The organism is Crenobacter caeni (genome assembly GCF_010435965.1).
Lineage (GTDB): Bacteria > Pseudomonadota > Gammaproteobacteria > Burkholderiales > Chromobacteriaceae > Craterilacuibacter > Craterilacuibacter caeni.
In genome coordinates, this window is the sequence record NZ_JAAGAA010000005.1 from 114,600 (window position 1) to 127,524 (window position 12,925).

At 66.8% G+C, this 12,925-nt stretch carries 15 protein-coding genes; 8 read left to right on the forward strand and 7 right to left on the reverse strand.

Translation table 11 applies throughout. The annotated features are described in order from the left end of the window. Nucleotides 1-30: 30 nt before the first annotated feature. Nucleotides 31-939 (reverse strand): LysR family transcriptional regulator, encoded by a 909-nt coding sequence (locus GZH52_RS07240; protein WP_163315818.1) that lies wholly within the window; start codon nucleotides 937-939, stop codon nucleotides 31-33. A 101-nt stretch (nucleotides 940-1,040) separates the two neighbouring features. On the opposite strand from GZH52_RS07240, the gene GZH52_RS07245 reads away from it, so the two are divergent. From GZH52_RS07245 to GZH52_RS07265, 5 genes are all read left to right on the forward strand, one after another. Further along, nucleotides 1,041-1,601 (forward strand): cytochrome b, encoded by a 561-nt coding sequence (locus GZH52_RS07245; protein ID WP_163315819.1) that lies wholly within the window; start codon nucleotides 1,041-1,043, stop codon nucleotides 1,599-1,601. Next, nucleotides 1,598-2,143: a YceI family protein gene (locus GZH52_RS07250; protein WP_163315820.1), complete on the forward strand. Its 546-nt coding sequence runs from the start codon at nucleotides 1,598-1,600 to the stop codon at nucleotides 2,141-2,143. Before GZH52_RS07245 ends, GZH52_RS07250 begins: the two co-directional genes overlap by 4 nt. A 27-nt stretch (nucleotides 2,144-2,170) precedes the next feature. Then, the gene (locus GZH52_RS07255) at nucleotides 2,171-2,746 is read left to right on the forward strand and encodes a YceI family protein (RefSeq protein ID WP_163315821.1); all 576 of its coding nucleotides are present in this window, start codon (nucleotides 2,171-2,173) and stop codon (nucleotides 2,744-2,746) included. Between the two features lie 10 nt (nucleotides 2,747-2,756). Further along, nucleotides 2,757-3,560 (forward strand): DODA-type extradiol aromatic ring-opening family dioxygenase, encoded by an 804-nt coding sequence (locus tag GZH52_RS07260; RefSeq protein ID WP_163315822.1) that lies wholly within the window; start codon nucleotides 2,757-2,759, stop codon nucleotides 3,558-3,560. Nucleotides 3,561-3,623: 63 nt separating this feature from the next. Continuing rightward, entirely contained in the window at nucleotides 3,624-4,376 is a 753-nt protein-coding gene (locus GZH52_RS07265; protein ID WP_163315823.1) for a nitroreductase family protein, read from the forward strand. A gap of 9 nt (nucleotides 4,377-4,385) precedes the next feature. Here GZH52_RS07265 and GZH52_RS07270 read toward each other — a convergent pair whose 3' ends face one another. Next, nucleotides 4,386-4,724: an FKBP-type peptidyl-prolyl cis-trans isomerase gene (locus GZH52_RS07270; RefSeq protein WP_163315824.1), complete on the reverse strand. Its 339-nt coding sequence runs from the start codon at nucleotides 4,722-4,724 to the stop codon at nucleotides 4,386-4,388. 95 nt (nucleotides 4,725-4,819) lie between these two features. On the opposite strand from GZH52_RS07270, the gene GZH52_RS07275 reads away from it, so the two are divergent. Next, entirely contained in the window at nucleotides 4,820-5,557 is a 738-nt protein-coding gene (locus tag GZH52_RS07275) for an SDR family oxidoreductase (RefSeq protein ID WP_203525662.1), read from the forward strand. A 22-nt stretch (nucleotides 5,558-5,579) separates the two neighbouring features. Here GZH52_RS07275 and GZH52_RS07280 read toward each other — a convergent pair whose 3' ends face one another. The 5 genes from GZH52_RS07280 to GZH52_RS07300 all read right to left on the reverse strand — a co-directional run bounded on the left by GZH52_RS07280 (nucleotide 5,580) and on the right by GZH52_RS07300 (nucleotide 10,700). Continuing rightward, nucleotides 5,580-6,209, reverse strand: coding sequence for a MarC family protein (locus tag GZH52_RS07280; protein WP_163315825.1), 630 nt, complete (start codon nucleotides 6,207-6,209; stop codon nucleotides 5,580-5,582). Between the two features lie 120 nt (nucleotides 6,210-6,329). Then, a complete protein-coding gene (dapE, locus tag GZH52_RS07285; RefSeq protein ID WP_163315826.1) occupies nucleotides 6,330-7,463 on the reverse strand; it encodes a succinyl-diaminopimelate desuccinylase in 1,134 nt (377 codons plus the stop codon). Then, nucleotides 7,460-7,810 (reverse strand): arsenate reductase, encoded by a 351-nt coding sequence (locus GZH52_RS07290; protein ID WP_163315827.1) that lies wholly within the window; start codon nucleotides 7,808-7,810, stop codon nucleotides 7,460-7,462. Before GZH52_RS07290 ends, dapE begins: the two co-directional genes overlap by 4 nt. A gap of 10 nt (nucleotides 7,811-7,820) precedes the next feature. Further along, nucleotides 7,821-8,951 carry a PilT/PilU family type 4a pilus ATPase gene (locus GZH52_RS07295; RefSeq protein ID WP_163315828.1) on the reverse strand — a complete coding sequence of 377 codons (1,131 nt, stop codon included), beginning with the start codon at nucleotides 8,949-8,951 and terminating at the stop codon, nucleotides 7,821-7,823. A gap of 75 nt (nucleotides 8,952-9,026) precedes the next feature. Further along, entirely contained in the window at nucleotides 9,027-10,700 is a 1,674-nt protein-coding gene (locus GZH52_RS07300; protein ID WP_163315829.1) for a long-chain-fatty-acid--CoA ligase, read from the reverse strand. Between the two features lie 259 nt (nucleotides 10,701-10,959). On the opposite strand from GZH52_RS07300, the gene rimP reads away from it, so the two are divergent. Together rimP and nusA are read left to right on the forward strand one after the other, a co-directional pair. Then, on the forward strand, nucleotides 10,960-11,385 hold the full coding sequence (rimP, locus tag GZH52_RS07305) for a ribosome maturation factor RimP (protein WP_163315830.1): 426 nt from the start codon (nucleotides 10,960-10,962) through the stop codon (nucleotides 11,383-11,385). A 48-nt stretch (nucleotides 11,386-11,433) separates the two neighbouring features. Further along, nucleotides 11,434-12,915 carry a transcription termination factor NusA gene (gene nusA / locus GZH52_RS07310; RefSeq protein WP_163315831.1) on the forward strand — a complete coding sequence of 494 codons (1,482 nt, stop codon included), beginning with the start codon at nucleotides 11,434-11,436 and terminating at the stop codon, nucleotides 12,913-12,915. Nucleotides 12,916-12,925: the final 10 nt, after the last annotated feature.

Genomic DNA, 12,925 nt, shown 5'->3' on the forward strand with positions numbered 1-12,925 from the left:
GCGTTATATAGTGTCGTATATTGCGCGACTTTATGCCGATGGTAAAGCCGGCGCGCCGCCCAGCGCCTCGCGCAGCAAGGTGATGAGCGCGCGCAGGCGGGCCGGCTGGTGGTGGCGGGTCGGGTAGAGCGCGAACACGCTCACTTCTCCGCACGCCCAGCCGGGCAGCACCGCTTGCAGGCGGCCGGCGGCGATATCGTCGCCGACGATGAAGTCCGGCTGGCGGGTAATGCCGAGCCCGGCCAGCGCAAAGGCGCGGCACAGCTCGCCGTTGTTGGCGATCAGCGGGCTTGCGACGCGCACCCGTTCGCGCTCGCTGCCACGGCTGAGCGTCCACTCGCCGCGCGCGCGGGCGAGGCTGTAGTCGATCAGCGTATGCGCCGTGAGGTCGGCGACGTCTACGGGCGCACCATGCCGGGCGAGGTAGGCGGGGCTTGCGCACAGCAGGACGCGCGAGCGGCACAGCGGCAAGGCGACCGCGCGGGTGAGCGGCGGCTCGGCGCTGATGCGGATCGCGAGGTCGAAGCCGTCCTCGAGCAGGTCGACCATCTGGTCGGACAGTACGACGTCGAGCCGCACCTGCGGGTGGCAGCGCGCGAATTCTGCGAACAGCGGCGCGAGGCGCAGCGTGCCGAAGCTCAAGGGCGCGCTGATGCGCAGCAGGCCGCGCACCTCGCTGCTGTTCATGCTCGCTTCTTCCTCGGCCTCGGCGACCCTTTGCAGGATCTCGCGGCAGCGCGCGAGGTAGGTGTGCCCCTCGTCGGTCAGCGCGAGGCTGCGCGTGGTGCGCTGGATCAGGCGCACGCCGAGCGCGCGTTCGAGTTCGGTCACCCGGCGCGACAGCGCGCTCTTCGATTGCTCAAGCTCGTTGGCGGCGCCGACGAAACTGCCGGTGTCCGCGATCGCGACCAGCGCGCGCATCGCTTCGAATTTGTCCATTGTCCCGTTTATCGCATCAATGAATTGCGGTTCGAGTAGTTTATTGCAGTGCTTGATGACAATAAAGTGGCGCATCGCAAGGTCACCTTAGAGGCGCACACATGTCCATCCCCCGTTACACCCCCGCGCTGGTGCGCCTGCACTGGCTGATGGCGGCGCTGGTTTTTGCCACCTTCGCGCAGGGCGTTCTGGTCAGCCAGTTGCCCGTCTCTCCGGCGATGTTCCGCCTTGTCTCTTGGCACAAGTGGGGCGGCGTACTGCTGTTCGGGCTCGTCTTCCTGCGCATCCTTGTGCGGCTGCGCCACGGCGCGCCGCCGCTACCTGCCGGCACCGGCCGCGGGGCGCGGCTGGCCGCGCACGCGGTGCATCTTGTGCTCTACCTCTGTTTCCTCGCGGTGCCGCTGGCCGGGTATTTCGCGAGCCTCGCCAAGGGGTTTCCGGTGGTGTTGTTCGGCGTGTTTCCGCTGCCCGTGCTGATCGGTGCCGACCCGGCGCTCGCTGAGCGGCTTGCCGCTGTGCACGCGGTGCTCGCCTACGCGTTTGGCGCGCTGGTCTTGCTACATGTGGCCGCGGCCTGCAAGCACCAGTGGCTGGATCGCGACGGGCTGATTTCCCGCATGGCCTTCGCGCCTGCCCCTTCTTCCCCGAAAGGACAATCATGATCAAACCTTGCGCAGGCCTGCTTGCCCTCGTGCTGGCCCTACCCGTCAACGCCGCCGGCGTCGACCTTGCGAAGAGCAGCCTCAACTTCAGCTTCCGCCAGATGGGCGTGCCGGTGGCCGGCAGTTTCGGCCGCTTCGACGCCGATGTCGCCTTCAATGCGGCCGAACCGGCGAAAAGCCGCGCGACGCTGACCGTGCACACCGCGAGCATCCGCCTGCCGGCGCCCGACGCCGTTGCCGAGGCGGCCAAGGCCGCGTGGTTCGATGTCGCGCGCCATCCGCAGGCGCGTTTCGTCGCCAGCCGCTTCACCCGTCTGGCCGACGGCCGCTATCAGGTGTTTGGCCGGCTGACGCTCAAGGGGATCAGCCGCGACATCTCGGCGCCGTTTGCCTTGCGCGAGGCAGGCGGCACCCGCTGGCTCGAGGGCGCGCTGCCGATCTCGCGCCTCGCCTTCGGTGTCGGTGACGGACAGTGGCGCGATACCGACACCGTCGCCGACACCGTCGAACTCAAATTCCGCCTGGCGCTGTCCGGGCGTTAAGCACCCACCCCAACAAAGGAGCACACCATGACCGTCCTGAAGCCCACCCTTGCCGCCATCCTCATGTCCGCCGCGTTCGGCGCCATCGCCGCGCCGGTTACCTACACGATCGACCCGACGCACACCACCGCCACTTACTCGGTCAACCACCTGGGGCTGTCGCTGCAGCAGGGCACGTTCAGCGAGGTGAGCGGGCGCCTTGTCGTCGACGAGGCGGCCGGCACCGGCAAGGTCGAGGTGGTGGTGCCGACGGCTTCGCTCAACAGCCACTTCGCCAAGCGCGACGAGCACCTGAAGGGGCCGGACTTCTTCGATGTCGCGCGCTACCCCGAGATGCGCTTTGCCGCCGACAAGGTGGTGTTCCGCCAGGGCAAGCCCGAGCGGGTTGAAGGGCAGCTGACGCTCAGGGGCGTGACCCGGCCGCTGACGCTGACCGTCACCCGCGCTGCAAGGCTCGCCAACCCTATGAGCGGGGTCGAGACCTGGGGCGTGAACGCCGAGGGCCGCCTCAAGCGCAGCGAGTTCGGCATGGACAAGTACCTGCCGGGCGTCGGCGACGAGGTGACGCTCGCGATCGCGCTGGAAGCGCCGAAGGCGCAGTAAGGAGAAGACGATGAGGCTGCCGACCCTGTTCGTGTCGCACGGTGCGCCGACGCTGGCGCTGGAGGAGGGGCCGGACGCGGCGATGCTCGCGTCCTTGCCGGCGACGCTCGGGCCGGTGCGCGCGGTGCTGGTGGTCTGTGCGCACTGGCAGGCGGCGGCCCCGGTGGTGAGTGCGACGCCGTCGCCCGCGACCCTCCACGACTTTTACGGCTTCCCCGCGCCGCTCTACCAGTTGGCCTACCCGGCCCAGGGCTCGGCGTGGCTCGCGGCCGAAGTCGAGGTGGCGCTGGCTACGGCCGGTCTTGCATGCGGCCGAGACGACAGGCGCGGCATCGACCACGGCGTGTGGGTGCCGTTGATGAAGCTGTGGCCGGCGGCCGACGTGCCGCTGGTGACGCTGGCGCTGCCGCGGGGCGCGTCGGTGGCCGAACTCATCGCGCTGGGCGCCGCGCTGTCGGCGCTGCCGGACGAGGGCGTGCTGGTGTTGGGTTCGGGCGGTTACGTGCACAACCTCTCCGCGCTGTCGGTCGACGGCGCGGCGCCGCCCGCGTGGGCGTGCGCGTTCGAGGCGTGGCTGGACGACGCGCTGCTCTCGGGCGACAGGCAGCGCCTGTCGGGCTGGGCGGAACACGCGCCGTTTGCCATGCATGCCCACCCGAGTAGCGAGCACCTGGCGCCCTTGTTTGTCGCGCTGGGTGCGGCGGGCGAAGGTGCGCACGCGCGCAAGCTTTTTGACGGCTGGCGCTACGGCGCGCTGTCGATGGCGGCTTTCTCGTTTGCTGCCCCGCCTGCGGGCGCATGCAACGCACTGTAGAATGCCGGATGACAAAGGGCCGCGCACGCGCGCGGCCACCGCCATTCCAAAGGAGAAAACAATATGGGCAACCCGGTGATCGACCAACTGATGAACCGCCGCTCGGTGCGCGCCTTCAGCGGCGAAGCCGTCAGTGACGGCGACCTGGAGGTGATCCTGCGCGCGGCGCAGCAGGCGCCGACCTCGGTCAACGGCCAGCAGGTCTCGCTGATCGTCACCCGCGACAAGGCGACCATCCGCCGCATCGCCGACATCGCCGGCGGCCAGGTGCAGGTGGCGACCGCCGACGTGTTCGTCACCATCGTCGTCGACTTCAACCGTACCGCGCACGCGTGCCAGGCGGTGGGCGTCCAGCAGCAGATCGCCGATTCGGCCGAGGGGCTGATGGTCGGCGCGGTCGACGCCGGCATCATGCTGATGGCGCTGCAGGTGGCCGCCGAGTCGCTCGGCTACGGCACCACCGCGATCGGCGGCATCCGCCGCGCGCCCCAAGCCTTGGTCGAACTGCTCGGCCTGCCCGCGGGCACCTTCCCGCTGGTCGGCACCACTATCGGCGTGCCCGATGAGACGCGCCTGCCGCGCGTCAAGCCGCGGGTGCCGCTCGCAAGCTTCGCGATGCACGAGCGTTACGACGACGCTGCGGTCGCCGCCGGTGTGGCCGAGTACGACCGCACGCTTGCCGCGTGGTGGCAGGCGCAGGGCATCTCCGACATGCCGTCCTACTGCCGCGCCACCGCCGGCTACTACCAGAGCGACTACTTCCCGACCGTCGGCGAGGCGCTCGCGCGCCAGGGCTTCAGCCTCGCCGACAAGTAAGGGCGGGGTTCAGTCGCGGGTCAGCACCTCGATCAGTTCGATCTCGAACACGAGGTCGGAATTGGCCGGGATGCGCTCACCGATCGCGCGCTCGCCGTAGGCGAGTGCGGCGGGGACGAACAGGCGGCGCTGGCCGCCTTCCTGCATGCCCATCAGGCCGATGTCCCAGCCCTTGATCACGCGGCCGGTGCCGATCACGCACTGGAACGGGCGACCCTTGTCGTGCGAGGACTCGAAGCGGGTGCCGTCGGCGAGGTAACCGGTGTAGTGGGCGGTGATCAGCGCGCCCTTGACCGCGGCCTTGCCTTCGCCTGCGACGATCTCTTCGATACGGACTTCCTGCTGCATGCTTGCCTCCTTATGGATGGGGTCGGTATTGCAAAGGGCGGCATTCTACCGCGTCGTCAGCCGCATGGCGCGACGCGGCTTTTCAAGGAGGCATCATGCTCAAGGTCGTGTTGACCGGCCACAGCCAGGGCCTGGGCGCGGCGCTGGCCGAAGCCTTGCTCGCGCGCGGCGTGCCGGTGCTGGCGCTCTCGCGCTCGCGAAACGCGGCGCTCGCCGCGCGCCATGTGGGTCTTGCCGAGGTTTCGCTCGACCTTGCCGACAGCGGCGCACTGGCGCGCTGGCTCGCCGGCGGAGAACTCGCGCGTTTTGTCGAAGGGGCAGGCAGCGCGTGGCTGATCAATAACGCGGGCACGCTCACGCCGCAGGCGCTCGCGGGCGCGCAAGGCGCGGCGGCGCTCGCGCGGGCGGTCGCGTTGAATGTCGCGGCGCCCTTGATGCTGACCGACGCCTTTGTCGGCGCGACGGCGCAGCTTGCAAACAGGCGCGTGCTGCACGTGGGCAGCGGCGCCGGCCGCCAGCCTTACCCTGGGTGGAGTGTGTATTGCGCGGGCAAGGCGGCGCTCGACATGCACGCGCGTGCGCTCGCCGCCGAAGGCCACGCCGGGCTGCGCGTCGCCTGTGTCGCACCGGGGGTGGTCGACACCGCGATGCAGGCGCAGATCCGCGCGGCCAGCCCCGAGGCGTTTCCGCCGCGCGAGCGCTTTGTGGAGTTGAAAAACAGCGGCGCGCTCTGGACGGCAGGCCAGGCTGCCGCGCGGCTGTTGGCGTATCTCGAATCCGGCGGGTTCGGTCAGGCACCGCTGGCCGACGTGAGGACCTTGCAGGAAGGTTGAGCCGGGTTGCTGCTGGCCCGCGCTAGCGCGCGAGTTGCGGGAACAGGCGGTAGACGCCGTCGACGATGATCTCGATCGACAAGGCGGCGAGGATCATGCCCATCACCCGGTTGACGATGTTGATGCCGGTCTGCCCCAGTACGCGGCTGATCGGCGTCGCCATTACCAGCGTCACGTAGCAGGCGGCGGCGACCAGAAGGCCGCTGATGATCAGCGCGAGCATCTGCAGCCAGCCCTGCGCCGCACTCGCGTAAATGATCACCGTCGACATGGTGCCCGGGCCCGTCATCAGCGGGATCGCCATCGGCACCACCGCGATATTGGTCTTGGCCTCTGCCTCCTCGCGTTCCTGCTTGGTCGTCTTGGTCGGCGAGGACTTGGCGTTCATCAGCGAGATCGCGATCAGCATCAGGAGCATGCCGCCGCCGACCTGGAACGAACCGATGCTGATGCCGAGAAATTTGAGCAGCGCGTCGCCGACCAGCGCGAACACCACCATCACCACGGCGACCGCGGTGGCGGTGGTCTTGGCGATCGACTTGCGTTCGGACTGTGACGAATTGGGGGTGAGGCTGATGAAGATCGGGATTGCGCCCAGCGGGTTCACCAGTACCAAGAGGGCGGTGAAGATCTTGATGATTTCCAGTTCCATGGCGGCGAATCTTACCTGCTAAGGGTCGGCAAGGGCTTTCAAGCTGGTGACGGGAACGGATACGCCCGCGTCAGCCGGCCAGCAGGCGGCCGGCCGATACCAGTCTATGCCATGGCACCATCATTTTCCGGCCAGGAGCGTGGCTAGCGTGCGCCGGTAGATGGCACTTAACGCGTCAAGGTCGGCGAGCGCAACGCATTCGTCGATCTGGTGGATGCTGTCGTTCCTGAGGCCGAATTCGATCACCTCGCCGGCGATGCGCTTGATGAAGCGCCCGTCCGAGGTGCCGCCGCCGGTCGAGTGCGCCGGCCTGAGGCCGGTTTCGGCCGCGATCGCGGCCTGAAGCGCCCTGGCAAGCGCGTCCGGACGCGACACGAAGGGTTCGCCGCCGCTGCGCCATTGCCAGTGCCCGTGGATGTCGTGGCGGGCGAACAGCGCTTCGCTCTGGCGGATCAGCGTGGCGGCCGGGCTGGCCGGGCCGTGCCTGAAGTTGAAGCGCAGGGTCGCGTGGCCGGGAATCACGTTGCCGGCGCCGGTGCCGGCGTTGAGGTTGGAGACCTGTAGGCCGGTGGCCGGGAAGTCGTCGTCGCCGTCGTCCCAGCGCGTGGCGATCAGCTCTGCCAGCGCCGGCGCGAGCCGGTGTACGGGGTTGTCGGCCAGGTCAGGGTAGGCGACATGGCCCTGCACGCCGTGGACGGTCAGCGTCGCCGACAGCGAGCCGCGCCGGCCGTGGCGCAGGGTGTCGCCTAGACGCGCGCCCGAGCTCGGCTCGCCGACCAGGCACCAGGTAATCCGCTCGCCCCGCGCTAAGAGCGCGTCGACGACGCGCAGCGTGCCGTGCTCGGCCGGGCCTTCCTCGTCCGAGGTCAGCAGCAGCGCGATCGACCCCGCATGTTTGGGGGAGGCGGCCAGAAAGTCCTCTAGCGCGACGACAAAGGCGGCGATGCCGCCCTTCATGTCGGCCGCGCCGCGGCCGTACAGCTTGCCATCGTCGACCATCGCTGCGAACGGCGGGTGTCGCCACCGCTCTTCAGGGCCGGTCGGCACCACGTCGGTGTGGCCGGCAAAGCACAGCAAGGGGGCCGCGCTGCCCTTGCGTGCCCACAGGTTGCTGACGCCGGCGTGGTCGAAGCGCTCGAGCGTGAAGCCCAGCGTCGCGAGGCGCCGGCTGATGACATCAAGGCAGCCGGTGTCGTGCGGAGTGAGCGACGGGTGGCGGATCAATTCGCGCGCAAGTTCGAGCGTCGCGCTCATTTTCCCAGCCGCGCGCGGTAGGCCGCCTCGTCGAAGCCGACGGTGATGGTCTGCCCGTCGTCGAGGATAGGGCGCTTGATCAGTGACGGGGTCGCTGCCAGTTGGGCGAGCGCGCCTTCGCGGCTGGCGCACGCGGCCTGCGCGTCGGCGTCCAGCGTGCGCCAGGTGGTGCCCTTGCGGTTGACGAGCGTCTCGACGCCGACGGCGTCGGCCCAGCGCGCGAGCGCGTCCGCGGGGACGCCCTGTTTCTTGAAGTCGTGGAAGGCGAAGTCGACCTCGTGGTCGGCGAGCCACTGGCGGGCTTTCTTGACGGTGCCGCAGTTGGGAATGCCGTAAACGGTCAGCATGGGGCGGGACTCACTGGTTGAGGATGAAGCCGTCGAAGTCGGGTGCGGCCTCCTGGGCTGCGCCGGCCGACGGGCGCTTGGCATTTTCGTTGTTGTTGACGAGCCAGTACAGGTTGGTCGGCGAGTCGGCGTTCTTCATCGCCTCGTCCAGCGTGATCTGGCCGCTGTTGTAGAGGCGGTACAGCGCCTGCTCGAAGGTCTGCGCGCCTTCGGCCAGCGTCGCCTCGATCGCGTCCTTGATCTTGTCGATCTCGCCTGCGCGGATCAGTTCGCCGATGTGCGGCGTGTTGAGCATCAGCTCGACCGCCGGGATCAGCTTGCCGCCGGTCGACGGCAAGAGGCGCTGCGAGATGACCGCCTTGAGCGCCTGCGACAGGTCCATCAGCAGCGCCTCGCGCGTCTGCGGCGGGAAGAAGCTGATCATGCGGTTGAGCATGTGGTAGCTGTTGCTCGCGTGGAAGGTGGTGATGCACAGGTGGCCCGACTGCGCGTAGTTGATCGCGTGGGTCAGCGTTTCGGCGTCGCGGATCTCGCCGATCATCAGCACGTCGGGTGCCTCGCGCATCGCGTTCTTGAGCGCCGCGCCGTAGGAATGGGTATCCAGCCCGATCTCACGCTGGTTGACGATGGAACGGCCGTGCTCGAACAGGTATTCGACTGGGTCTTCCACGGTGAGGATGTGCCCGCTTTGCGTGCGCTTGCGCTGCTCGATCAGCGCGGCGACGGTCGAGCTCTTGCCCGAGCCGGTGGCGCCGGCGACGACGATCAGGCCGCGCTTGAGACCGACCAGCGACTGCAGCGATTGCGGCAGGTTCAGCTCGTCGAGGTTGGGTGCCTTGGGGGCGATGCGGCGCACCACCATCGCGACCTGGCCACGCTGGCGGAACAGGTTGATACGGAAGTTGCCCAGGCCCTCCGCCTGCCGCGCAAAGTTCATTTCCAGGTCCCGCTCGAAGCGCGCGGTCTCGTCGGTATTCATCAGGCTGTACGCGAGCTGCTGCACCTGTTCGTGGCCGAGGACCTTGTCGCCGACCGCGCGCAGCACGCCGTCGATCTTGATCTGGACCGGCGCACCGCCGGTGTAGAAGGTATCGCTGGCGTCGTGTTCGGCCATTAGCCGGAAAAAGGGCAGCATCATCATCGGGCGGAATTCCTTGTGGTGAGCAAAAAAGCCCCGAAGCGGCGAGGCCGGCTCCGGGGCTTCCTGGGGCGGCCCTTAGGCCTTGGCAGGTGCCGCGTCGCGCAGCGCGCGGCGCAGGATCTTGCCGACGTTGGTCTTCGGCAGCTCGTCGCGGAACTCGACGAACTTGGGTACCTTGTAGCCGGTCAGGTTCTGCTTGCAGTGTTCGATCACCGCCTCGGCGGTCAGCGCCGGGTCCTTCCTGACCACGAATACTTTCACCAGTTCGCCCGACTTCTCGTCGGGTACGCCTATGCACGCGACTTCGAGCACGCCCGGGTGCATCGCGACCACGTCTTCGATCTCGTTCGGGTACACGTTGAAGCCGGAGACCAGGATCATGTCCTTCTTGCGGTCGACCAGCTTGACGAAACCCTCGGGCGTGATGATGGCCATGTCGCCGGTGGCGAGGAAGCCTTCGGCGTCAATCACCTTGGCGGTTTCCTCGGGACGGTTCCAGTAGCCTGCCATCACCTGCGGGCCCTTGATGCACAGCTCGCCCGCCTCGCCCTGGGCGACTTCGCGGCCTTCGCTGTCGCGGATCTGGATGTCGGTCGACGGTACCGGCACACCGATGGTGCCGTTGTAGTCCTTCAGGTCGAGCGGGTTGATGCACGCGGCCGGGCTGGTTTCGGTCAGGCCGTAGGCTTCGACCAGGGTCACACCGGTCATCTGCTTCCAGCGCTCGGCGACCGCCTTTTGCACGGCCATGCCGCCGCCCAGCGTCAGGCGCCAGGTCGAGAAGTCGACGGTCTTGAAGTCCGGGTGGTTGAGCAGGGCGTTGAAGAGGGTGTTCACGCCGGTCATCGCGGTGATCGGGTACTTCTTGATCTCCTTGATGAAGCCCGGGATGTCGCGCGGGTTGGTGATCAGCACGTTGAGCGCGCCGATCTCGGTGAACGCCATCAGGTTCGCGGTCAGCGAGAAGATATGGTAGAGCGGCAGCGCGGTGATGATCACCTCCTGCCCTTCGCGCACGGCGGGTTTGATCCACTCGCCGGCTTGCAGCATGTTGGCGACGATATTGCGGTGGATCAGCATCGCGCCCTTGGAGACGCCGGTGGTGCCGCCGGTGTACTGCAGGAAGGCGATGTCGTCATGGCCGACCTCGACCTTGACCGGCGGCTTGCGCGCGCCCTGGGCGAGTGCGTCGTTGAAGCGGGTGTACGCGGGCAACTGCCACGCAGGGACCATCTTCTTGACGTTGCGCACGACGAAGTTGACGATCGCGCCCTTGGGGAAGCCCAGCATGTCGCCGATCGACGCGATTACCACATGCTTGATGCGGGTCTTGCGGATCACGTCCTCGAGCACGGAAGCGAAGTTCTCGAGGATGACGATGGTTTCGGCGCCCGAGTCGTTCAGCTGGTGCTCGAGTTCGCGCGGGGTGTAGAGCGGGTTGACGTTGACGACGGTGCAGCCGGCGCGCAGCGTGCCGAACACGCAGATCGGGTACTGCAGCAGGTTGGGCATCATGATCGCGACGCGGCTGCCCTTGGAGAGGCCTAGTTGCTGCAGGTAGGACGCGAAGTCGGAGACCTTGCGGTCGAGTTCGCCGTAGCTGAGCACCTTGTCCATGCAGGCGACGGCAGAGCGGTCACGGAAGCGTGCGACGCTCTTGTCGAACACCTCGTTGATCGAGGCGAAGGTGTTGACGTCGATCTCGTGTGCGACACCCTGCTGGTAGTTCTTGAACCACACCTTGTCCATGGTTAGCCCTTCTCCTTCGTGATGGCCGCCTGTGCGCCCGTGGCGCAGGGTCTAGCCTGTTTGCATTGTTGTTTTGCCCATCCTCCAATTTACCGGAACTAAAACCCCCCTGCAAAGCGCTCCGTTGTCATGGGGTGTCCGCTGTACGCTGCCAGCGGCCGGTCAGGCTGCGCCATTTTCTTTTTTGTGCTGAATGGTTTACACTCTGGATGTTTAGTGATGGGCGGTTCGCCCATTTTTTATTTGCGGAAAACAACTAATGGATGTACGTCAGCTGTTGGAAAACACCCTGCCGGGCCTGGGTTACGAGCTCGTTGATTGCGAGCTGACGCCGGGCGGCGGCATTCGTGTTTTCATGGACAAGCAAGGTGGCGTGACGGTCGAGGACTGCGTGACCGTCAGCAACCACATGACCCGTCTTTTCATGGTGGAGAACATCGATTACAGCCGGCTGGAAGTCTCGAGTCCGGGTCTGGATCGACCGCTGAAAAAGGAAGCGGATTTCGTGCGATTTGCCGGCCAGCTGGCCAAGCTGCGCACGCGTCTGCCGGTGGACGGGCAGAAGAAGTTTACCGGTCGCCTCGCCGGGGTCGAGAACGGTGTTCTCAGCCTCGAAGTGGAGGGCCGGATGGTGGCAATCGAACTGACCAATATCGACAAGGCTAGGCTCGAGCCCGAGTTTTAAGGCCAAGGTCAGCGATCCCGTCCCGGGGTCAAGAATGCGGAGGAATGAATGAGTCGCGAGATTTTGTTGCTGGTCGACGCGCTGGCAAGCGAGAAGAATGTAAGCCGTGATGTGGTGTTTTCCGCGCTGGAAATGGCGCTGGCGTCTGCCACCAAGAAGAAGTTCCACAACGAGGAAGACATGGATGTGCGCGTCGAGATCGACCGCCTGACCGGTCTTTACAGTACTTTCCGCTGCTGGACGGTCGTCGAGGACGAACTGCTTGAAGTGCCCGCGCGCGAAGTCACCCTGGAGGAGGCGCGCGAGAAGGATCCGCGCGCTGAGATCGGCAGCGTGATCGAAGAGCCGATGGAGGCGGTCGAATTCGGCCGCATCGGCGCGCAGACCGCCAAGCAGGTGATCCTGCAGAAAATCCGCGACGCCGAGCGCGAACAGCTGCTCAGCGACTTCCTCGCGCGTAGCGACAATATGGTGCTGGGCACCATCAAGCGCATCGAGCGCGGCAACGCCGTGGTCGAAGTGGGCAAGCTCGAAGCCGTGCTGCCGCGCGACCAGATGATCCCGAAGGAAAACCTGCGCGTCGGCGACCGCGCGCGCGCCTACCTGATGCGCATCGACCGCCTGGGCCGTGGCCCGCAGCTGGTGCTGTCGCGGACCTGTCCGGAGTTCCTGGTCAAGCTGTTCGAGCTTGAAGTGCCCGAGATCGAGGAAGGCCTGCTCGAGATCAAGGAAGCCGCCCGCGACCCGGGGATGCGCGCCAAGATCGCCGTCAAGTCGAACGACCCGCGTGTCGACCCGCAAGGCACCTGCATCGGCATGCGCGGCTCGCGCGTGCAGGCGGTGACGCAAGAGCTCTCCGGCGAGCGCGTCGATATCGTGCTGTGGTCGCCGGACCCGGCGCAGTTCGTGATCAACGCGCTGTCGCCGGCCGAAGTGAGCCGCATCATGATCGACGAGGACAACCACGCGATGGATGTGGTCGTCGCCGAAGACCAGCTGGCGTTCGCGATCGGCCGCGGTGGCCAGAACGTCCGCCTGGCGGCCGAGCTGACCGGCTGGAACATCAACATCATGACCGTGGAAGAGGCCGAGGAAAAACTCGAGGCCGAGGACGCGGTGGTGCGTCAGCTGTTCGTTGACCTGCTGGCCTTGACCGAGGACGAGGCCGCAACCCTGGTGCAGGAAGGCTTCACTTCGCTGGAAGAAGTGGCCTACGTGCCGATCGACGAAATGCTGGGAATCGAGGGCTTTGACGAAGCCTTTGTCAACGACCTGCGTAGTCGCGCGCGTGACGCGCTGCTGACGCAGGCGATTGCCACCGAAGAGAAGGTGGAAAGTGTGGAAGACGAGCTTCGCAATCTGGAAGGCCTCGATGCCGAGCTGGTGCGCAAGCTGGCCGAGAACGGCGTGGTGACGCGCGACGACCTGGCGGACCTCGCCGTCGACGATCTGATGGACATCACCGGCATGGAAGCCGAGCCGGCGCGGGCGCTGATCATGAAGGCGCGCGAGCACTGGTTTGCCGAGTAAGCATCGAGCT